This window comes from Streptomyces barringtoniae (genome assembly GCF_020819595.1).
Classification (GTDB): domain Bacteria; phylum Actinomycetota; class Actinomycetes; order Streptomycetales; family Streptomycetaceae; genus Streptomyces; species Streptomyces barringtoniae.
Genome location: NZ_JAJHNP010000030.1, coordinates 59,453 through 79,457, shown reverse-complemented (window position 1 = coordinate 79,457; position 20,005 = coordinate 59,453). Strand labels below are relative to the sequence as shown.

At 72.6% G+C, this 20,005-nt stretch carries 19 protein-coding genes; 8 read left to right on the top strand and 11 right to left on the bottom strand.

Going from position 1 to position 20,005, the window contains the following annotated elements:
* Window positions 1-34: 34 nt before the first annotated feature.
* Window positions 35-1,219 carry a glycoside hydrolase family 18 protein gene (locus LMU33_RS37610; RefSeq protein WP_228625962.1) on the bottom strand — a complete coding sequence of 395 codons (1,185 nt, stop codon included), beginning with the start codon at window positions 1,217-1,219 and terminating at the stop codon, window positions 35-37.
* 81 nt (window positions 1,220-1,300) lie between these two features.
* Between LMU33_RS37610 and LMU33_RS37605 the strand changes: the two genes are divergently transcribed.
* Window positions 1,301-2,875 carry a hypothetical protein gene (locus LMU33_RS37605; protein WP_228625960.1) on the top strand — a complete coding sequence of 525 codons (1,575 nt, stop codon included), beginning with the start codon at window positions 1,301-1,303 and terminating at the stop codon, window positions 2,873-2,875.
* Between the two features lie 8 nt (window positions 2,876-2,883).
* Here the strand turns inward: LMU33_RS37605 and LMU33_RS37600 are convergent, their stop codons facing one another.
* The 5 genes from LMU33_RS37600 to LMU33_RS37580 all read right to left on the bottom strand — a co-directional run bounded on the left by LMU33_RS37600 (window position 2,884) and on the right by LMU33_RS37580 (window position 8,241).
* Complete coding sequence (locus LMU33_RS37600; RefSeq protein WP_228625958.1) at window positions 2,884-5,469, bottom strand: SpoIIE family protein phosphatase; 2,586 nt, start codon at window positions 5,467-5,469, stop codon at window positions 2,884-2,886.
* A 271-nt stretch (window positions 5,470-5,740) separates the two neighbouring features.
* Entirely contained in the window at window positions 5,741-6,169 is a 429-nt protein-coding gene (locus LMU33_RS37595) for an ATP-binding protein (protein WP_228625956.1), read from the bottom strand.
* A gap of 99 nt (window positions 6,170-6,268) precedes the next feature.
* Window positions 6,269-6,679 (bottom strand): (deoxy)nucleoside triphosphate pyrophosphohydrolase, encoded by a 411-nt coding sequence (locus LMU33_RS37590; RefSeq protein WP_228625999.1) that lies wholly within the window; start codon window positions 6,677-6,679, stop codon window positions 6,269-6,271.
* A 125-nt stretch (window positions 6,680-6,804) separates the two neighbouring features.
* On the bottom strand, window positions 6,805-6,996 hold the full coding sequence (locus LMU33_RS37585; protein ID WP_228625954.1) for an SPOR domain-containing protein: 192 nt from the start codon (window positions 6,994-6,996) through the stop codon (window positions 6,805-6,807).
* Window positions 6,997-7,488: 492 nt separating this feature from the next.
* Complete coding sequence (locus tag LMU33_RS37580; protein WP_228625952.1) at window positions 7,489-8,241, bottom strand: GntR family transcriptional regulator; 753 nt, start codon at window positions 8,239-8,241, stop codon at window positions 7,489-7,491.
* A 491-nt stretch (window positions 8,242-8,732) separates the two neighbouring features.
* Between LMU33_RS37580 and LMU33_RS37575 the strand changes: the two genes are divergently transcribed.
* On the top strand, window positions 8,733-9,968 hold the full coding sequence (locus tag LMU33_RS37575) for a serpin family protein (protein WP_228625950.1): 1,236 nt from the start codon (window positions 8,733-8,735) through the stop codon (window positions 9,966-9,968).
* Window positions 9,969-9,993: 25 nt separating this feature from the next.
* Window positions 9,994-11,214 (top strand): serpin family protein, encoded by a 1,221-nt coding sequence (locus LMU33_RS37570; RefSeq protein WP_372478135.1) that lies wholly within the window; start codon window positions 9,994-9,996, stop codon window positions 11,212-11,214.
* On the opposite strand, the gene LMU33_RS37565 is transcribed toward LMU33_RS37570, so the two are convergent.
* Window positions 11,177-11,617 (bottom strand): MarR family winged helix-turn-helix transcriptional regulator, encoded by a 441-nt coding sequence (locus LMU33_RS37565; RefSeq protein ID WP_228625995.1) that lies wholly within the window; start codon window positions 11,615-11,617, stop codon window positions 11,177-11,179. The two genes, LMU33_RS37570 and LMU33_RS37565, sit on opposite strands and share 38 nt — an antisense overlap.
* A 137-nt stretch (window positions 11,618-11,754) precedes the next feature.
* On the opposite strand from LMU33_RS37565, the gene LMU33_RS37560 reads away from it, so the two are divergent.
* Window positions 11,755-12,732 (top strand): SMP-30/gluconolactonase/LRE family protein, encoded by a 978-nt coding sequence (locus LMU33_RS37560; RefSeq protein ID WP_308280840.1) that lies wholly within the window; start codon window positions 11,755-11,757, stop codon window positions 12,730-12,732.
* A gap of 563 nt (window positions 12,733-13,295) precedes the next feature.
* Here the strand turns inward: LMU33_RS37560 and ychF are convergent.
* Entirely contained in the window at window positions 13,296-14,384 is a 1,089-nt protein-coding gene (gene ychF, locus LMU33_RS37555; RefSeq protein ID WP_228625949.1) for a redox-regulated ATPase YchF, read from the bottom strand.
* Window positions 14,385-14,751: 367 nt separating this feature from the next.
* On the opposite strand from ychF, the gene LMU33_RS37550 reads away from it, so the two are divergent.
* On the top strand, window positions 14,752-15,150 hold the full coding sequence (locus tag LMU33_RS37550; protein ID WP_372478134.1) for a DUF6542 domain-containing protein: 399 nt from the start codon (window positions 14,752-14,754) through the stop codon (window positions 15,148-15,150).
* 32 nt (window positions 15,151-15,182) lie between these two features.
* On the opposite strand, the gene ppgK is transcribed toward LMU33_RS37550, so the two are convergent.
* The gene (gene ppgK / locus LMU33_RS37545; protein WP_228625945.1) at window positions 15,183-15,929 is read right to left on the bottom strand and encodes a polyphosphate--glucose phosphotransferase; all 747 of its coding nucleotides are present in this window, start codon (window positions 15,927-15,929) and stop codon (window positions 15,183-15,185) included.
* Between the two features lie 29 nt (window positions 15,930-15,958).
* Window positions 15,959-16,966 (bottom strand): 4-hydroxy-3-methylbut-2-enyl diphosphate reductase, encoded by a 1,008-nt coding sequence (locus tag LMU33_RS37540; protein ID WP_228625943.1) that lies wholly within the window; start codon window positions 16,964-16,966, stop codon window positions 15,959-15,961.
* 151 nt (window positions 16,967-17,117) lie between these two features.
* On the opposite strand from LMU33_RS37540, the gene xseA reads away from it, so the two are divergent.
* From xseA to LMU33_RS37525, 3 genes are all read left to right on the top strand, one after another.
* Window positions 17,118-18,326, top strand: coding sequence for an exodeoxyribonuclease VII large subunit (gene xseA / locus LMU33_RS37535; RefSeq protein WP_228625941.1), 1,209 nt, complete (start codon window positions 17,118-17,120; stop codon window positions 18,324-18,326).
* A complete protein-coding gene (locus LMU33_RS37530) occupies window positions 18,323-18,565 on the top strand; it encodes an exodeoxyribonuclease VII small subunit (RefSeq protein WP_228625939.1) in 243 nt (80 codons plus the stop codon). The genes xseA and LMU33_RS37530 overlap by 4 nt, the downstream gene beginning before the upstream one ends.
* A 145-nt stretch (window positions 18,566-18,710) precedes the next feature.
* Window positions 18,711-19,301 (top strand): malonic semialdehyde reductase, encoded by a 591-nt coding sequence (locus LMU33_RS37525; RefSeq protein ID WP_228625937.1) that lies wholly within the window; start codon window positions 18,711-18,713, stop codon window positions 19,299-19,301.
* Window positions 19,302-19,367: 66 nt separating this feature from the next.
* Here LMU33_RS37525 and LMU33_RS37520 read toward each other — a convergent pair whose 3' ends face one another.
* A complete protein-coding gene (locus LMU33_RS37520) occupies window positions 19,368-19,895 on the bottom strand; it encodes a DUF4245 domain-containing protein (RefSeq protein WP_228625935.1) in 528 nt (175 codons plus the stop codon).
* Window positions 19,896-20,005: the final 110 nt, after the last annotated feature.

Below are 20,005 nucleotides of genomic sequence, written 5' to 3'. Positions count from 1 at the left end.
GCTGCGGCGGCTGTCCTGTGCTGTCGTGTTCCGGTCACCGGGCCCAGTCTTCCCGATAGGCCGCCCAGTCCGCTTCGGTGGCCGCGAAGTCGACGTAGAGGGCGACGCCGAAGCGGGCCCGGTCCCTGTCGGTGCGGGACAGACCGAGGCGGACGCCGCGCACGGCGGCCGGCACGGTCTCGGCACGGGCCCAGTGGCCGAAGCGGTTCTCGTGGTAGAAGGGCAGGCCCATGAGCAGGTCGGTGGACTCGGGGGTGACCTCCAGGGCCAGCGAGGTCTGCTGGGCGACATAGCCGCCGTACAGGCTCTGCAACGGCTGCATGGTGTCGTACGACATCACCGCGATCTGGTCGACGCGGCGCGCGACCTGCCCGAAGTACGCCTGCGACCACCACTTGGGGTGCCCGGTCACGGTGCCCCAGAAGGAGTGGAAGGCCGGCAGCGGATCGATCTGGTGCGCGGCGACGGAGAGCACGGCGTGGCGGGCGCGGGTGACGCGGTGCAGGGCGTCCAGGAGGGCGAGGTAGTCCCGGTCGCCGGAGTGCAGGGGCTCCAGGTCGAAGTGGGCGCCCTCGAACCCGGCGTCCAGGATCCGGCGGGTGGACTCCACCACGGCGGAGCGGGTCGCGGGCCGCTCCAGGTGCATGGCGTACGGCTTCTCGGGGGCGACCTCGTCGCCCAGCCAGGCCTGCACACGGATGTGCGGCGCCCGGCGGCGCAGGGTTTCCGTCAGCCAACGGGCCCTGGGATACGCCGACTCCGGGAGCGTGCCGTCGTGTTCCAGAGGGCCCGCGTGGACGTACAGGTCACGGATGCCGGTGTCGCGCAGACGGCCGACGAGCGCGGTGACGTCGGCGTCGGTCTTGCGGCCGTCGATCCACGCGTGGCCGAGCCAGATGGCGTCGCGGTTGCGGGTGTGGGTGCCGCGGCCGGGGGTGCCGGTGTAGTCCAGGCGGAGGGCGGTCTCCGCGGCGAGGGTGGGAAGGAGCAGGAGGAGGACGAGGGCGAGCGCGGTGCGCCTGAGTGTGCGCGGCCATCTGCGTTTCGGCCTCGTGTCGACGGGGCCGCTCTCCTCGTCCGGTGCGGGTGGCTCTTCGGGGGCGGGCTCGGCGTCGGGTGCGGGAGGGATTCGGGTGGCGTCGGCGGCCGCGGGCGGCCGTGGCGTGAGCTCGCCGGTCTCCCCGTCCGTTCCTGCCCCGCCGCTGTCCCTGGCGTCCATTCCTGCCCCCCTGCCCATCGCGTCCCCCACCCGTATCCGTCCCGCTCGCGAAGGCGCCTACCTGCCCATACGCTCCGAAATGTGACGTCCTCCCTGATCCGCGGCCGGCCCCGGTGCGCCAAGGCGCACATATGGGTGCGGGTGGCGCATGCCGTGGTGGGTGTCGTGGTCGGGACCGGGTGGCTGGTGTTGCCGGTGATGACGGTCGGCGCGCAAGATCCGGTTCCCGTGACGCCCGGCGGGACCGTCGCGAGCGCCACCGCGCCGCATCAGGACGAGACGTCCGCCGTCGACCTCCTGCTGCCCCTGATCGCGGTGGTCGCCGCCGTGGGGCTGGCCGGATACGGCTACCTGCGCCGCACCCGCCGTGCCCGTACCCGTACGACCCCCGGGATCGTCTCCGTCGCCCCGCCCGCGCCCACCCCGGCCGACTCCGAGCGCCAGGCGCGCGCCGCGCTGGTCCTGGCCGACGACTGTGTGCGCACGAGCCGGGAGGAACTCTCCTTCGTCCAGGACCGGTTCGCGCGGAGGGACACCGAGCCCTTGGTGCAGGCGCTGCGGGCCGCCGAGACCGAGCTGGCGGCCGCGTGCGCGATCTGGCGGCGCTACGAGCAGGGGGTGCCGGAGGACGACGTGGCCCGGCGGCAGGCGCTGGTCGGTGTGGTCGGCCGGTGCGCGGAGGCGGGGCGCCGGCTGGACGCCCAGGCTCCCGCGCTGGACCGGCTGCGGGACCTGGAGGGGCCGGGCTTGGCCCGGGCGCTGGAGGTCGCCGAGGGGCGGTTCCGGGAACTGACGGGGCGGACACCGACCGCCGAGGACACCCTGACCGACCTGCACGACCGCTGCACGCCTGCGGCCGTCGCGCCCGTCACCGGGTACCTCGAACAGGCCAAGGACCGGCTGCTGTTCGCCACCACGCGGCTCAACGCGGCCCGCCAGTCGGCCGACGCGGGCGAGGGCGCGCGGGCCGCCGGGCAGCTGCGCGCCGCCGAGGGCGCGGTGGCCCAGGCCGACGTCCTGGTCACCGGGGTGGAACGGCTCGCCACGGAGCTGCGGCAGGCGGCGGATCTGGTGCCGGCCGCGCTGACCGGCGCGGAGGCGGAGATCGCGGCGGCCCGGAAAGGGGGCGTTGCGGTTGCTCTGACCAGCGGTGAGCTGCACGCCCGGCTGGCCCACGCGGACGGCGTGCTGGCCGCCGTACGGCGGGAGCTGACGGCGGGTCCGTACGACCCGCTGGACGCCCTGCGCCGGATCGCGCGGGCGGTGGAGCGGCTGGAGACGGGCCACGCCGGTGCGCCGTCCGCCGCGGCGCTGCTCGTGGCCAGGAGTTCCGTCGCCGGGGCGGAGGACTTCGTCACGGTGCACCGGGGTGCGGTGGGCCCCCAGGCGCGGGTCCGCCTGGCGGAGGCGGTGCGCGAACTGGGCGCGGGTCACGCCGGCCGGGCCGACGACACGGCCCGCGAGGCCCGGGACGTGGCCGAGCAGAACGTACGGGCCCACGGCAACCCGCACACGAGCGCCGACGGAGACGCACCGGGCCTGGCCGCTGCGGTCCTGGGCGGGGTCCTCCTGGCCGAGGACCCGGACGGGGGTCCACCGGCGGGCTACGGCGGACCGGAGACCAGGGGCCGCCACCGCTTCTCGGCACCCGACTAGCGCCGGTGTCAGAAGAGGCTCAGCAGGGCCTCCGCCGGGTCGGTGAGGCTGGCCTCGCCGCCGGGCAGCGGCAACTCGAACCACACCGTCTTGCCGCGCGGCGTCCGGCGCGAACCCCACGCCGCACTGAGCAACCCCACCAGCTGGAGCCCCCGGCCCCCCTCGTCGGTGTCCCGGGCCCGCCGGCGCCGGGGCTGGACCAGCCCGGAGTCCCACACCTCGCAGACCAGCGTGCGGTCCAGCAGCAGCCGTAGCCGTATCTCCCCCTCGCCGTACCGCAGCGCGTTGGTGACCAGCTCGCTGACGAGCAGTTCGGTCGTGTCGACGAGCGGTTCCAGGTCCCAGCTCAGCAGCTGCCCCCGGGCGTACTCCCGCGCCCGTCCCACACTCCGCGGCTCACGCGGCAGCGTCCAGTCGCCGACGGACTCGGCGGGCAGCCCCTGCACCCGGGCCATCAGCAGCGCGATGTCGTCCTCGCCGTGATGGGTGTCGAGGGTGTTGAGGACGTGGTCGCAGACGTCCTCCAGCGGGCGGGAGGGGTCGGTGAGCGCGCCGACGAAGGCCTGGAGCCCCTCGTCCAGGGGATGGTCCCGGGACTCGACCAGGCCGTCCGTGTAGAGAGCCAGCAGCGCGCCCTCCGGCAGTTCGACCTCGACCTCCTCGAACGGCTCGCCGCCCACCCCGAGCGGCATGCCGGGCGGCACGTCCAGCATCAGGGCGGGCTCACCGGGCTCGACCAGGACCGGCGGCAGATGGCCGGCGTTGGCGAACGTGCAACGTCTGGTGACGGAGTCGTAGACGGCGTAGACGCAGGTCGCGAGGTAGACCTCGGACAGGTCGGCGTCGCGCGGCTGGCGGGCCGTGCGGGTTGCCTGCTGCACCCCGCCCGGGGTGCCCAGTCCCCGCGCGATCTCGTCCAGCGCGGAGAGCACCTCGGCCGGTTCCAGATCCAGCAGCGCCAACGTCCGTACCGCCGTGCGCAGTTCGCCCATCGCGACCGCCGCCCGCAGGCCGCGCCCCATCACGTCGCCCACCACCAGCGCCGTTCGGTGGCCCGGCAGTTCGATCACGTCGAACCAGTCGCCGCCCACCTCGGTCGCCGCGTTGCCGGGCAGATAGCGGCAGGCAATGTCCAGCCCGGAGGCCTCGGGGTCGCCCGGCGGCAGCAGCGAGCGCTGCAGTATCAGCGCCCGCTCGTGCTCCCGGCGGTACAGGCGCGCGTTGTCGATGCAGACCGCCGCGCGCGCGGCCAGCTCCACCGCCAGGTCCCGGTCGCGGTCGCCGAACGGCTCGCTGCCCTTGGTGCGGGCGAACTGGGCGAGGCCCACGACCGTGTCGTGGGCGACCATCGGCACGGCCAGGGTGGACTGCACGAGCCCGCCCTCCTCGGGCGGCACGGCTTGCGGCCGGGCGGTGCGCAGAGCGTCAGCGCAGGGCGAGTTGAAGGGGAAGTGGTGGACCGCGCCGACCTCGACGGGCTCGCCGGAGGCGGCGAAGGGGACGCCGGCGACGGCGCTCGCGAAGGCGACGCGGCGCAGTTCGGCGCTGCCGTCGGTGAGTCCGGGCGGGGTCTCGTCGCCGGTGAGCAGGCCTTGGTAGAGGTCGACGGTGGCGAGGTCGCAGAAACCGGGGACGACGACGTCGAGGAGTTCCCGGGCGGTGGTCTCCAGGTCGAGGGAGTTCCCTATGCGCGCGCCGGCCTCGTTGAGCAGGGCGAGGTTGCGCCGGGCGGCGGCGGCCTCGCGGGCGGCGGCCCGGCGGGAGGTGATGTCGGTGCCGAGCCAGGCGATGCCGATGGGCCGGCCGCTGCCGCTGCGCACGCGGTAGAGGTTGACGGACCAGTGCCGGCGTTCCTCGGAGCCGGGGACGTGACCGGTGACGTGCATGTCGGTGATGGACTGGCCGCTCTCCAGCACCCGCCGCAGGGTGGCCGAAACGCGCTCCGCCTCACCGCGGGGCAGATAGTCGTGAACTCCCTTGCCCCGGTGGTCGTCCGGGGTTCCGCCGAAGATGGAGGCGAACCGCTCGTTGGCCCGACGGACCCTCAGATCGGTGTCGATCAGCAGGAATCCGAACGGGGACTGGCCGAAGATGGCCTGTGAGGCGGCCAGATCGGTCTCGATGGTGCGCAGGGTGCGGACGTCCACGACGATGCACACGGCGGCCTTGTCGCCCTCGGCGGTCCTGGTGGGCATGACGTAGACCTCGGCCAGGCCCTCCTCGCCGCGCCCGCCGTCCGCCTTGTCCGGCATCCGGAAGGGCACGACCCCGGTCCACTCCCGCCCGTCGAGAATTTCGGCCATCTTGCGCTGGCCGCGCTCGCGCAGGTCGGGGTCGATGAAGGCCTCTATCGGGTCCATGCCGACGGCGCGTGCGGCGGGGACGCCGAAGAGCTGCTCGGCGCGCAGGCTCCACTGGTCGACCAGCCCGCCGGGGCTGATGGAGAAGGACGCGACCTTGATGTAGTCGTACATGGAACCGGGCGGACTGCTCTGCCACATGGCGTCGCCGGGTGCGGCGGCCTCCGCGGCCTGGTTCATCGCGCCGTCCGACGGGTCCTCGGACTCCGTGGCCTTCGCTGGTATCTCGCTCACGCGAACCGTCCCCTCCAGCTCACCGCGCCCGGCACCGGTCACCGAAAGCGGCTGCCCGCAGTATCCAGCACTACGGCGCCGCACGACACGGTGTTCACGATCACAGCTCGGTCCAGATGTTTTTCGGACCGGTCCGTGACAACACTTCCACTCTTCTAACCAGGGAACACGCCCTCGAATCACGCACCCCGGAGCCGGCGGCGCGCCCGCGGCGCACGATGGACGTGCCGCCCCCGGGTGTACACCCCCGTGCCCCCCGGATGCTTCCGGCTCACCCCGGCACCGTCAGTTCGAACCAGACGGTCTTTCCGCTCGCGCCGGGCCGGGTGCCCCAGCGGCGGCAGGAGCCGGCGACCAGCTGCAGGCCGCGCCCGCTCTCGTCCTCGGCGTGGGCGACGCGTTCGCGCGGCGGGTCGGGCAGCGGGTCGGAGACCTCGACCAGCAGCGCGTCGTCCAGCCCGACGGGGCGTACGAGCCGTACCCCGATGGGGCCGGTGGCGTGCCGCAGCGAGTTGGTGACCAGCTCGCTGACCAGCAACGCGGCGAGATCGGCCAGGCAGTCGAGGTGCCAGCCGTGCAACTGGCCGCGGACCGCGGCGCGCGCGGTCCGCACGGCACCCGGTTCCGCGGGAAAGGTCCACTCGGCGCAGTCGCCATCGGTGTCGATCACGCCGATCACTTCCCAGGCCAGCAAGCCCACCCATGTCCGGTTTCATGGGGTTAATGGGCACATACCCGATATCCCGGGGGCAGTACCGCGTGGGAGGGCGCACAGTGGCACGAACGGCGTAGGAGTCGCTCAGTGCAGGCCGGTGGTGAGCCGGGGTGCGACTTCACGGACCGCCGGGACGTCCTGGTCGAGCCAGTCCACCTCCCAGATCCGGTCCGGGGTCAGCCAGCGCAGTTCGTCATGGTCCTGGAGGGGGCTCGGCGCGGGGGAGCCGGGGCGCAGGCGGGCGGTCCACACCTGCAGGACGTACGGCGCCCGCAGCGGCCACTGTCCGGGCACGCGCTCGACCGCCTCGGCCTCGATGCCGAGTTCCTCGCGCAGTTCACGCACCAGGGCGTCCTCGGGCCGCTCGCCCGGCTCGACCTTGCCTCCGGGCAGCTCCCAGCGGCCGGCCAGGTCGGCGGGTGCGCTGCGGCGGGCGGCGAGCAGTCGGCCGCCGTCGAGCAGGGCGGCTCCCACCACCACGATCCGGTCCTTCAGCGGTGTGCCGGGTGTCATGGGCGTCATGGGGCGGAGCCTACGGGAGGGCGCGCGAGGTCAGTTGGGGCGCCGTCGCCGTGTCAGTTGCAGGCGCCGTGCCCGTGGTTGCAGGCGCCGTCCCCGTGTCAGTTGTGGGTGCCGTCCCCGTTCTGGCCGATCCGCTCGACCCAGTAGAGCTGTTTGTGTCCCCGGTCGTCGAGACTGTCGGCGATCTTCTGGGCCTCGGCGCGGGTCGCGTACCGGCCGACGCGGTAGCGATTGCCGTTGTCGTCCTGCCGTATCACGATCCAGGGCAGGGAGACCGTCCCCTCACTCATCGCCCCCACCGCCCGCGTCGCTCCTTCTCGCACCACCCCACCCGCTCCCTGTCCCGGGCCCCCGCCGTGCCCCGCCTAAGGAAACCGCAATACGCATATGCCCGAGCGTACGCCCAACCTTTACGCAGCGAACACGCCTTTTCACAAAGAGGTATGCAACCGGCCAGAACGCAGGGGGCGCACGGAAGCAAATGCGCCGTCGTGAGCGCCGCTGTCCCGAGTCGGGGGCCTATCCGTGTGACCGCTGGTCACCTGCGAAAACGGCCGAATTGCGGCGTCGGCCCACGCCCGGAGTCCGAACGCGCGACCCCCCTCCCTCACCGGGCCGCACCAGGGGTGTGCGCTACCTCACTCAGGGGGGCGCACGCCAGACCGCCGATCCCCGCCCGCCACACCCGAGGTCCGCCGACTGTCGGGACCGGTCGGGCAGTTGGGCGTGGGACCGGCGGGCGCCGACCGGCCACCGCCCCCCAGCGGCCCGCCGGGGCCCCTTCACCTCACCGGCAAGTGATAAGCCACCTGGTATCGGTCCGCCGGGATCACCACATCGGCCGTTTCCACCGGGCGGCCGGAGGCGTAGTACGTGCGGTGGACGACCAGGACCACGTGGCCGGGGACGCCGCCGAGCACGTGCAGTTCCTCGGCCAGGCCGGGGCGGGCGCCGACCTCCTCGGTGACGTTGTCCACGATGACGTCGATGGCGCGCATGCGCTCGACCACGCCCATGCCGCCGAGCGGCCCCTCCTCGGGCAGCATCACCGGGGTGCGGCCGGTGACGGCGAGGGGCTCCCAGGAGGTGGAGAGCATCATCGGCTCGCCGGCCTCCCGGAACAGGTACCTGGTGCGCATGACCCGGTCGCCGACCTGGATGCACAGCCGCTCGGCGATGGCGGTCCCGGCCTCGCTCTGTTCGCTGCTCGATTCCCAGGTGCCGCGCACCGAGGCGTCGGCCTGCTCCTGCCGGAAGGGCGTGGCCCCGCTGGAGGGGCGGTATCCGGAGCGGGCCACGCGGCGGGGCACCGGGCGCTCGCGTACATAGGTCCCCGAACCGGACCGGCCCTCGACGAGCCCCTCGGCCATCAGCACCTTGCGGGCCTCCAGCGCGACGGTGTCCGAGACGCCGTACTCCTCGCGGATGCGGGCCTGGGAGGGCAGGCGGGTGTGAGGCGGCAGTGAACCGTCGACGATCTTCTTGCGGAGATCACCCGCGACACGCAGGTACGCCGGCTGCTCACCGAAAGTCACTGGCCGCTCCCATCAGGTTGTACAGACAGCAACAGCCTGGCAACCCTGGGTTGTGCCACGCAAGCAAAGGCCAGAGAATCACTCGATGTGATTACACGGGATGGGGGAAGGCTTTACCCAGGCACTTTCTCCCTATAGACGCATAGATGCGCTCACGCGGCCGTCCTCACACCTGAACCGTGCTCACACCTGGGCGCGTGTCCGCACCGTCGTCGCCCCCGGGGCGGGGCGTTGCCAGGCCCAAGGCCTTCCGTACGGTGACCGACCCGTGCGGCTCGATCAGGCCGAGGGCGGCCTCCCAGCGGTCCCGGCCGGCACGGCCCTTGTGGCTGATACGGCCCTTGTGGCTGGTGGGGGTCGGGAGGCGGGGGCATCGGCACCGGTACCGTGCTCCTGGGGCGGGCGACGGCAGCGCTCGGGACCGGTGAACGGCCGGTGGCCGGGCCGACGTACGACCGGGCATGGCAAGCGGGGCACGAACGGGGGGCGGAATGAGGGTGGACACCACCCTGCCCGGGAACCGGGTGGGCGACGAGGTCGTCCGGGCGGTGAACGGGCTCACCAAACGCTGGGCGGCAACGATCCAGGACGGCACGGTCTTCTCGGCGGCCGGGGTCTGGCCGCTGCTGGCGTTGCTGGCGGACGGCGCGTCGGGCCCGGCGCGGGCCGAGCTGAGCGAGGCCATCGGGCTGCCGGCGGATCAGGCGGCCGGTGCCGCACGGGAGTTGCTCGGCGCGCTGGGCGGCCTGCCCGGTGTGGGCTCCGCCGTCGGTCTGTGGACGAAGCGGACGGTGCAGGTCGTCCCGGAGTGGGAGGCGGGGCTGCCCGCCGAGGCGCACGGCGTGCTCACCGGGGACCTCGGCGCCGACCGGCGAGCGCTGGACGCCTGGGCGGCGCACCGTACCGGCGGGCTGATCGACCGGATGCCGGCCACGCTGGACGAGGACACCGAGCTGGTGCTGGCCGGGGCGCTGACGATGCGCACCAGGTGGCTCAGCCCCTTCGACGAGGTTCCGCTGGAGACGGCGTACGAACCCTGGGCCGCCACCGAGCGGTTGGGCCTGCGGCACAGGAGCACCCTGCTGGACGGGGTCGGCGTCGCCGACACCCCGCACGGCTGGGTCACCGAACTGAAGGTGCCCGGCACGGACGTGCTGGACGTGCATCTGCTGCTGGGCGAGGAGGGGACGGCGCCGGGCCGGGTGCTCGGCGCGGGCGTGGACCTGCTGCACGGGCCGCGCACGGTCGTACCGGGCTCCCGGCTGCCGTACGGGGAGGCGGGCCCGGGACTGCGGGTGGTCGAGGAGCGCTGCCCCGCCCCCGCCCCGCCACTTCTCGACGTCCTGACGGCCGCGTACGAGATCACGGCGGACCACGATCTGCTCCAGCGGCCCGAGCTGTTCGGGCTGACCACGGCACGGGACACCCGGCAGGGGCACTTCCCGGGGATCAGCGGCTTCCCGCTGGCCGTCGGCTCGGCCGCGCAGAGCGCCCTGGCGCGGTTCGGGGCGCTGGGCTTCCACGCGGCGGCGGTCACGACGGTCGGGGCGTACGGGGCCGGCATGCCGCCGCTGCGCCATGTCAGGCGGCGAGTGGACGCCGTCTTCGACCGCCCCTTCGGCTTCCTCGCGCTGCACCGGCACTCGCGGCTGGTGCTGGCGGCGGGGTGGGTGACGGATCCCGTGCCCTTCCGGAGGCACCCGGAGGATTCGTGGGACGACGAGTGAGCAAGGCCCTGTGGAAGGACGATCAGTGAGCAAGGTGACCGCCGAGACGGTCCGTCGGGTCAACGGGCTGACGGCCCGCTGGGCGCAGGCCCTGCCGGAGGGAACGGCCTTCTCCGCGCCGGGGGTCTGGCCCCTGCTGGCCTTCCTGGCCGACGGGGCCGCGGGCCCGGCGCGGGCCGAGCTGAGCGGGGCCCTCGGTCTGCCGGCGGACCAGGCGGCCGGTGCCGCACGCGAGTTGCTGGCGGCGCTCGCGTCCGTGTCCGGGCTGGACGCGGCGCTCGGCCTGTGGACGCACCAGGCGCTCACCCTGCGGGAGGAGTGGCGGGCCGGGGTGCCGGCCGGGACGTACGGGGTGTTCGGGGACGACCTCGTCACCGCGCAGGAGCGGCTGGACGCCTGGGCGGCCGAGCGGACGGGCGGGCTGGTGGAGCGCATGCCGGTGACGCTGACCCGGGACGCGCGGATGGTGCTGGCCAGTGCCCTGGCGCTGCGCACGACCTGGCGGCAGCCGTTTGCCGAGCTGCCGCTGCGGCCCGGCTCCGGCCCCTGGCAGGGGCGTACGCTGCGCGGCCTGCACCGCAGGAGCGTGCGGCCGGACCGGGTGGGTGTGACGGGCACCCCGGACGGCTTCGTCACCGCGCTGACGGTGCCCGGCGACAACGGCATCGACGTGCATCTGGTGCTCGGGGAGGAGCGCATGGCCCCGGGCCAGGTGCTCACGGCCGGGGTGGGGATCGTCGAGCGGACGCTGCCGCTCACCGGCGGCGGCGCGCTGCCGCACGGACATGTGGGGCCGGGCCTGTACGTGGAGCAGCAGCCGGCCGTCGCGCCGGAGCCGCTGACGCTGGATGTGCGGACGGTGGCGTACGAGGTGCGCGCCGACCACGATCTGCTCGCCCTGGCGGGACTGTTCGGCCTGACGGCTGCGACGGATGCGCGGCACGCCCATTTCCCCGGCGTCAGCGACTACCCGCTCGCCATCGGCGCGGCCCGCCAGTCGGCGCTGGCCCAGTTCGGCGCGCTCGGCTTCCGCGCGGCGGCGGTGACGGCGGTGATGGCGGAGCCGGGCAGCGCCCCGCCGCAGTACCGCTACGAGTCGACGGTCGTCCGGGTCGTCTTCGACCGTCCCTTCGGCTTCCTCGCCGTCGACCGCGAGTCGCGTCTCGTGCTGGTGGCGGGCTGGGTGACGGATCCGGCGCCGGAGCCCGTCATGAGCTTCCCGGGCGCTGTTCCTCCAGGACTCTGACACAGCGGGCGAGCAGCCCGGTCAGGGTGCCCCGCTCGGCGTCGGTGAACTCCGCGGCGAGGGCCCGTTCGACGCGTACGGCGGCCGTGTCGGCGTCGGTCATGACGGCGCGGCCCTCGTCCGTGAGGCGGGTCTCCAGGACGTTCCTGTGCCACTCGTGCGGGCTGCGGGTGATCAGACCGCGGTCCTGGAGGTTCTTCAGGACAGTGTTCATGGTCGGCGGGGTGACCCCGCACAGCCGGGCCAGGGCGGCGGCGGAGATGCCGGGGTTGTCGGAGAGGTGGAGCAGCGCGGCGTACTGGGCGACGGTCAGGCCCGCGGGCTTGAGGACCGCGGTCTTCGTGGCGTTGAGGGCCTGCTCGGCCCGCTTGAGGTGGGAGCCGAGGCGCTCGGACGCGGGCATGGAGGTCACCCGGCCCAGATTAGTGCTTGGGCGAGGATGAACACCCTGGCGATAATTAATACGCTAGCGAGCATTAGAGCTCTAATGTAGCTTTGCACACGTCGTACAGTGAGCAGCCGAACCGAGAGGCACCTGCCGTGTCCCGTTCGATCCACCGCCGCACCTTCCTGACCGGCGCCGCCGCCGCGACCGTGGCCCTCGCCGCACCCCGGGCGACCGCGGCCACCGGTCCCCGCATCTCCACCGCCTTCACCCTGCCGGACGACCGGGCCTACCCCGAGGGCATCGCCCTCGACCCGCGCACGGGCGACGCGTACGTCGGCTCCTTCACGACCGGTGCGATCTACCGGGCCGCCGCCGGCAGCCGCGCCGCCGGCGTCTTCCTGCCGGCCGGCGCGGACGGCCGTACGACGGCCAACGGCCTGAAGGCCGACCGGGCGGGCCGCCTGTGGGTCATCGACCACACCGCCGGAATCGACGTCTACGACCTGCGCGACCGCTCCCTGCTGGCCCGCTTCCAGGTGCCGCAGGGCGACCCGCACTTCATCAACGACCTCGTGATCGGCGCGGACGGCACGGCGTACGCCACCGACAGCGTGCGCCCGGTGATCTACCGGGTCACTCCGGCCGAGGTGGCGCGGGGCGGCAGCGCGCCGCTGGCCGCACACTTCGACCTGAGCGGGGCCGTACCTCCGCACTCGCCGAACGCCTACACCCTCAACGGCATCGCCGCCGACCCCACCGGACGCCTGCTGTTCGCGGTCGACATGACCGGCGGCGGCCTGTACCGGGTCGACGTCACCGACGGGTCGGTCCGCCAAGTCACCCTGTACGGGAGCGACTTGGTGAACGGCGACGGCCTGGAGCTGTCCCACCGCACCCTGTGGGCGGCCCACAACCGGACCAACGCCCTGACCCGCTGGCACCTCTCCCCCGACGGCACCGAGGCCCACCTGACCCGCACGCTGACCACGCCCGACCTCCAGATCCCCACCACCCTGGCCCACACCCACCACGGCCTCCTCGTCGTCCGCTCCCAGTTCGACAAGGGCGGCCCGATGGGACCGGGGACCCCGACCACGCCGTTCACGGTGGCCCGGGTGACGGGGATATGAGCCCAGCTGCCATCGACCGAACGGCCGGCGGCCCGAGTTGAAGCGCTACCGCGGGCCAAGGGGCCGGGCTCCTGAGGTACGTCGGCCGAGACGGCCGCGCCACCAGGTGACAGGCCACAGGACGTTGACTCCGCCCAGGGTGACCAGCACCGCCGCAGAGTCGGCGTTGCCCGCAAGGCCGTTCCTCGGGCCCAGCCCTCGCACCGCGCGGACCAGCAGGGTGTCGCGCCGCATCGCCAGGTCGTGCAGCACGACACGGGGCGACGGCTCGATCCGGGGAGAGCCCTCAGCCGCGGTGTCCGTCGCGAGGGGTCTCCGGGTCCCGGGGGCGCCGCGCATTCCGGGTTCACTGTTCCCGTGCGGCCATGCCTCGGGCCGGCCGCCGCGGAGGTGGTGGCGGAAGGGAGCGAGGTGGGTGGGTTCGGGGGCTCGGTGAGGTGCTGGGTGCCGCCTTCTCCGAGCGCCTCGGCCACACCGACGCGGCCATGACGCGGACCCGGTGCGGACAGCAAAGGCCGCCCAACCCGCTCCGCCGCAGGTCAGACGGCCTTTCGCCGGACGTGTCAGACGTTGAAACGGAACTCCACCACGTCGCCGTCCTGCATGACGTAGTCCTTGCCCTCCATGCGGGCCTTGCCCTTGGCCCGGGCCTCGGCCACCGAGCCGGTCTCCACCAGGTCGGCGAAGGAGATGACCTCGGCCTTGATGAAGCCCTTCTGGAAGTCGGTGTGGATCACGCCGGCCGCCTCGGGGGCCGTGGCGCCCTTCTTGATCGTCCAGGCGCGGGACTCCTTGGGGCCGGCCGTGAGGTAGGTCTGCAGGCCGAGGGTGTCGAAGCCGACGCGGGCCAGGGTGGCGAGGCCGGGCTCGTGCTGGCCGACGGACTCCAGCAGCTCCAGCGCCTCCTCCTCGTCCAGCTCGGCGAGGTCGGCCTCCAGCTTGGCGTTGAGGAAGATCGCCTCGGCCGGGGCGACCAGGGCGCGCTGCTCGTTCTTGAAGTCCTCGTCGACCAGTTCGTCCTCGTCGACGTTGAAGACGTAGAGGAAGGGCTTGGTCGTGAGCAGGTGCAGGTCGTGGAGGAGTTCGTTGCGCTCGGTGCCCTGGACGATGCCGTGCGCGAAGAGCGTGTCGCCCTTCTCCAGGATCTCCTTGGCCTCCTCGACCGCCTTGACCTTGGGAGCCACGTCCTTCTTGATCCGCGACTCCTTCTGGAGACGGGGCAGGACCTTCTCGATCGTCTGGAGGTCGGCGAGGATCAGCTCGGTGTTGATCGTCTCGATGTCGTCCTTCGGCGAGACCTTGCCGTCGACGTGCACGACGTTCTCGTCCTTGAAGGCGCGGATGACCTGGCAGATCGCGTCGGACTCCCGGATGTTCGCGAGGAACTTGTTGCCGAGGCCCTCGCCCTCGGAGGCGCCGCGCACGATACCGGCGATGTCGACGAAGTCGACCGTGGCCGGAAGGATGCGCTCCGAGCCGAAGATCGAGGCCAGCTTGGCCAGGCGGCCGTCGGGCACGCCGACCACGCCGACGTTGGGCTCGATCGTGGCGAACGGGTAGTTGGCCGCCAGCACGTCGTTCTTGGTCAGGGCGTTGAACAGGGTCGACTTGCCGACATTGGGCAGGCCGACGATTCCGATCGTGAGCGACACGTTGCGACTTCCCGTACATGAGTGGGCCAGGGGCTGCCAGGGGCCAGAGACTCACACTGGCCGATCCACCAGTCTACGGCGTCCGCGCCGGGCGGCTCCGGGGAGCTTCGAACGTCCGGCCAAGCTCTGCCCACCGGCGTGTCTGATGGGCTATTCGGCACATAAACAGACCTAAGTTGGTCCAGTGGAGCAACACGGAAGGCGATCCCCGAACGACGGACCGCGACGCGGCAGGCCGCAGCAGCCAGCGCACCTTCCACCGCAGTCCCGGGGCGGGCCCGGCGGCGAGCGCGGGCCGGGGCAGGGGACACGGCGGCCGGGGCGGTACGGGAGCGGCGGGCGACCGGCAGGGTCCGCCGCCCGCCCCATGTCGCCGGAGCCGCGGCTGCCGGGGCCCCGGCTCACCGGGCTCGGCAGCGGACTGTTCTGCACCCTCGTGATGTTCCTGCTCGGCTGCCTGGACGCGCTGCTGCTGGACGGGGCGCTACCCGTGTACGGCGTGCTGTTCGTGCCGGTGTGCGTGCTGACCGCGCTGTGGGTGCGGGCCGGGGACCTGCTGACCGCCCCCGTGGTCGTACCGATCGCGTTCGCCGTGGGGCTGATCCCCGTCACCGACGGCGGCGGGGGGCTGCTCGGCAGCCTGATGGGGCTGTTCACCGGGCTCGCGACCCAGTGCGGCTGGCTGTACGGAGGGACGCTCGTCGCCGGAGTGATCGTGCTGGTACGCCGGGTGCTGTGGGTACGGCGGCGCCGGCGCCGGAGCTGAGCCGACGCCCGCGGCCGTCCCCCGTCACCCGGTCATCTCTCCTGGGCGGCTCTCATCGCCGCTCCCACGATCCCCGCGTTGTTCTGCAGCTGCGCGGGCACGATCTCGGCCTTGACGCCGTCGATGAGGTGCAGGAACTTGTCGGCCTTGCGGCTGACCCCGCCGCCGATGATGAACAGCTCCGGCGAGAACAGCATCTCCACGTGCGCCAGGTACTTCTGGACGCGGTGCGCCCACTGCTCCCAGCTCAGGGCGTGGTCGTCCTTGGCCTTGCTGGAGGCCCGCCGCTCCGCGTCGTGGCCGCCCAGCTCCAGGTGGCCCAGTTCCGTGTTCGGCACGAGGACGCCGTCCACGAAGACGGCGCTGCCGATGCCGGTGCCGAAGGTGAGCAGGACGACCGTGCCCCCGCGGTCACGGCCGGCGCCGAACTGCATCTCGGCGACGCCCGCCGCGTCCGCGTCGTTGACGACCGTCACCGGCAGGCCGCCCAGCTTGCCGCTGAACAACGCGCGCGCGTCGGTGTCGATCCAGCTCTTGTCCACGTTCGCCGCCGTACGGACCGTGGCGCCGCCGGTGACCACTCCGGGGAAGGTCAGGCCGACGGGGCCGGTCCAGCCGAAGTGGTCGATGACCTGCTTGACCCCGTCGGCCACGCCGTCGGGCGTCGCCGGGTGCGGGGTGAGCACCTTGCAGCGCTCCTTGGCCAGGTCGCCCCTGTCCAGGTCCACAGGGGCGCCCTTGATCCCGGATCCGCCGATGTCCACGCCGAAGATCTGCATGGCACCACGTTACGACGGACGACTGACAGTCACTTCTCGGAAGTGCCGGTGCCGCCGCGCTCGGCGACCAGGCCGGCGGCCTCCTCGCGCAGGTCGCGGCGGAGCTCCTTGGGGAGGGAGAACGTGATGGACTCCTCGGCGGCCTTGACGATCTCCACGTCGCCGTAACCGCGCTCGCCGAGCCACTGAAGGACCTGCTCGACGAGCACCTCGGGGACGGAGGCGCCGGAGGTGACACCGACCGTCGTCACGCCCTCCAGCCAGGCCTCGTCGATCTCGTCGGCGAAGTCCACCAGGTAGGCCTCGCGGGCGCCGGCGAGCTTGGCGACCTCGACGAGCCGCTTGGAGTTGGAGGAGTTGCGCGAGCCGACCACGATGACCAGCTCGGCCTCGGCGCCCATCTGCTTCACGGCGAGCTGGCGGTTCTGCGTGGCGTAGCAGATGTCGTCGCTGGGCGGGGAGACGAGACCCGGGAACTTGGTCTTCAGGGCGTCGACGGTCTCCATGGTCTCGTCCACGGAGAGGGTGGTCTGGGACAGCCAGACGACCTTGGAGGGGTCGCGGACCTCGACCTTGTCGACGTCGCCGGGGCCGTCGACGAGCTGGATGTGCTCGGGGGCCTCGCCGGAGGTGCCGATGACCTCCTCGTGGCCCTCGTGACCGATCAGGAGGATGTCGTAGTCCTCCTTGGCGTAGCGGACGGCTTCCTTGTGGACCTTGGTGACCAGGGGGCAGGTGGCGTCGATGGTGGCGAGCCGGCCCTGCTCGGCCTCCTCGTGCACGACCGGGGCGACGCCGTGCGCCGAGAACATGACGATGTTGCCCGGTGGCACCTCCTCCGTCCGCTCGACGAAGACGGCGCCCTTCTTCTCCAGGGTCTGCACGACGTACTTGTTGTGGACGATCTCGTGCCGGACGTAGATGGGGGCCCCGTACTGTTCGAGGGCCTTCTCGACGGCGATCACGGCGCGGTCCACACCGGCGCAGTAGCCCCGGGGGGCGGCGAGCAGGACACGGCGGCCAGGCGAAGCGGTCATGCGTCCCATCGTAAGGCCGCGTCCGGCGCCGCCGAGATCGCGTGCCCGGTGCCGCGCGGGCCCTGCGGCCGCTGCGGCGGCACCGCATCCGGCAGACGACCGCGAGGGCGACGGCGCTCCGCTGTCGGTGCCCCCCGTTACTCTCAACCGCATGGCTGCGAAAACCACCCCCGAAGCCCCCCTGCCCGTGGGCGAGGTCTCCCGGCTGATCGGGGGCTGGATCGATCGGCTGGGTGCGGTGTGGGTCGAGGGGCAGATCACGCAGTTGTCGCGGCGGCCTGGCGCCGGGGTCGTGTTCCTGACGCTGCGCGACCCGTCGTACGACATCTCCGTGAGCGTGACCTGCTACCGGCAGGTGTTCGACGCCGTCGCCGATGTCGTCGGCGAGGGCGCCCGGGTCGTCGTACTGGCGAAGCCGGAGTGGTACGCCCCGCGCGGGCAGCTGTCCCTTCGCGCCGCCGAGATAAGGCCCGTCGGCGTCGGTGAGCTGTTGGCCCGGCTGGAGCAGCTGAAGAAGGCGCTCGCGGCCGAGGGGCTGTTCGCGCCGGAGCGGAAGAAGCCGCTGCCCTTTCTGCCGCAGCTGATCGGCCTGGTCTGCGGTCGCGCCTCGGCCGCGGAGCGGGACGTGCTGGAGAACGCCCGCCACCGCTGGCCCGCCGTCCGCTTCGAGGTGCGCAACGTCCCGGTGCAGGGCGTGCACGCCGTCCCGCAGGTCGTGCAGGCGGTGAAGGAGCTGGACGAGATCGAGGACGTGGACGTCATCATCGTCGCCCGTGGGGGTGGCAGCGTCGAGGATCTGCTGCCCTTCTCCGACGAGCAGCTGGTGCGGGCCGTGGCCGGGTGTCGTACGCCCGTGGTGTCCGCCATCGGCCACGAGCCGGACAACCCGCTGCTGGACCACGTGGCGGACCTGCGCGCCTCCACGCCCACCGACGCGGCCAAGAAGGTCGTACCGGACGTGGGCGAGGAGTTCGAGCGGGTGCGGATGCTGCGGGACCGGGCCCGGCGCTGTGTGAACGCGTATCTGGAGCGGGAGGAGCGCGGGCTGGCGCACGCGCTGGCCCGCCCCTCGATGGAGGATCCGCACCGGATGCTCGACGAGCGCGTAGACCACGTGGCCTCCCTGGTCGGGCGGAGCCGGCGGACCCTCGGCCATCTCCTCGACCGCGCGGACTCGGAGCTGACGCACACGCACGCGCGCGTGGTGGCCCTCTCCCCCGCGGCGACGCTCAAGCGCGGGTACGCGGTGCTGCAGAAGGCGGACGGGCACGTGGTGCGCGGTCCGGACGAGGTGACGGAAGGCGAGGCGCTCCGGGCCCGCGTCGCCGACGGTGAATTCACAGTGAAGGTGGGCGAATGACCGGCAAGGTGGACGAGGCGCTCTCCTATGAGCAGGCGCGGGACGAGCTGATCGAGGTCGTGCGGCGCCTGGAGGCGGGCGGTACGACGCTCGAGGAGTCCCTGGTGCTGTGGGAGCGCGGCGAGGAGCTGGCCAAGGTGTGCCGGCGCTGGCTGGAGGGGGCGCGGGCCCGGCTGGACGCGGCGCTGGCCGAGGAGGAGGAGCACGAGGAGGAGGAAGCGAAGGGGGACGCCGGGTAGGCATCGGCCCGTGGGCTGTGAAGCGGGTCACCGCACCCCGACCTTTGTTGAAGGTTGAACTTCATTGCCGTAGGGTCACCCCTGTCAGCCGATCCGGACCGCGGTCCGGTACGTCGGATCACGGCGCCACCAAGGAAGTCCACGTATGTCTCTCGTTCTTGACCCCGCCGCCCAGGACCTGCTGTTCCGCGAGGCCCGCACCGCGAACACCTTCACCGACGAGCCGGTGACCGACGAGCAGCTCCAGGCGATCTACGACCTGGTCAAGTACGGCCCCACCGCCTTCAACCAGAGCCCGCTGCGCGTCACCCTGGTCCGCTCCCCCGAGGCCCGTGAGCGCCTGGTACGGCACATGGCCGAGGGCAACCAGCCGAAGACGGCCGCCGCCCCGCTGGTCGCGATCCTCTCCGCGGACAACGAGTTCCACGAGGAGCTGCCGACCCTCTTCCCGCACTTCCCGCAGGCCAAGGACGTCTTCTTCGGCGAGCGTCCGGCCCGTGAGGGCGCCGCCGCGCTGAACGCCGCCCTGCAGGCCGCCTACTTCATCATCGGCGTCCGCGCCGCGGGCCTCGCCGCCGGCCCGATGACCGGCCTCGACTTCGAGGGCGTGCGCAAGGAGTTCCTGGACGACGACCACACCCCGCTGATGGTCGTCAACATCGGCAAGCCGGGCCCGGACGCCTGGTTCCCGCGCTCCCCGCGCCTGGCGTACGAGGACGTCGTCACGACCGTCTGAGCCGCACCGGACACACGAAGAGGCCCCCGGCAGCGCCGGGGGCCTCTTTCGCATGCCGTGCGTGGCTCACTGCATCTTCAGCGCCGCCACAAACTTCGCCAGCTCCGTGAGGGACGCCGTACCGGCCACCACCGTGGTGGAGCCGGGCGTGCCGTTCAGGACGAGGGCGTCGTAGCGGCCGCCGGTGTAACGGGTCCAGGTGCGGCCGTCGATCGTCTCGGTGTTCTTCGTCGCCGACGAGCCCTGGCTGGCCTGGTCGATGAAGTCGGCCCGCTTCTGCGTGGACTGCTCGATCTGTACATACTGGCTGTCCGGGGTCTGGAAACCCAGGTGCCAGCGGTCGCCGTTCTCGCCCTGGAAGCGTACGGAGGTCGCCTTCCAGGTACTCGGCAGGCCCTCGGGGGCGGCCACCGGATAGCTCGCCGCGCGACGGGCCGTGAGCAGTTCGACCTGGTAGTCGACCCGCTTGAGGTCGGGAGCGTGATCGTCGTGCGGGATGGTGAGGAAGTAGACGACCGCCGCCGCGATGCCGATCAGGGCCAGGGAGAGAATCATGTCCCGGGCCGTCTTCTGCTTGCCGTTCGAACCTGCCACGCCCTCTATCGTCGCAGGTGCCCCGAGCGCTCATCCGTGGGGTCCCCTGCTCATTTTGTCTGCCTAAGGATAGAGTCAGGGCCAACACCCTCATCCGGCCGTCGTCGTAT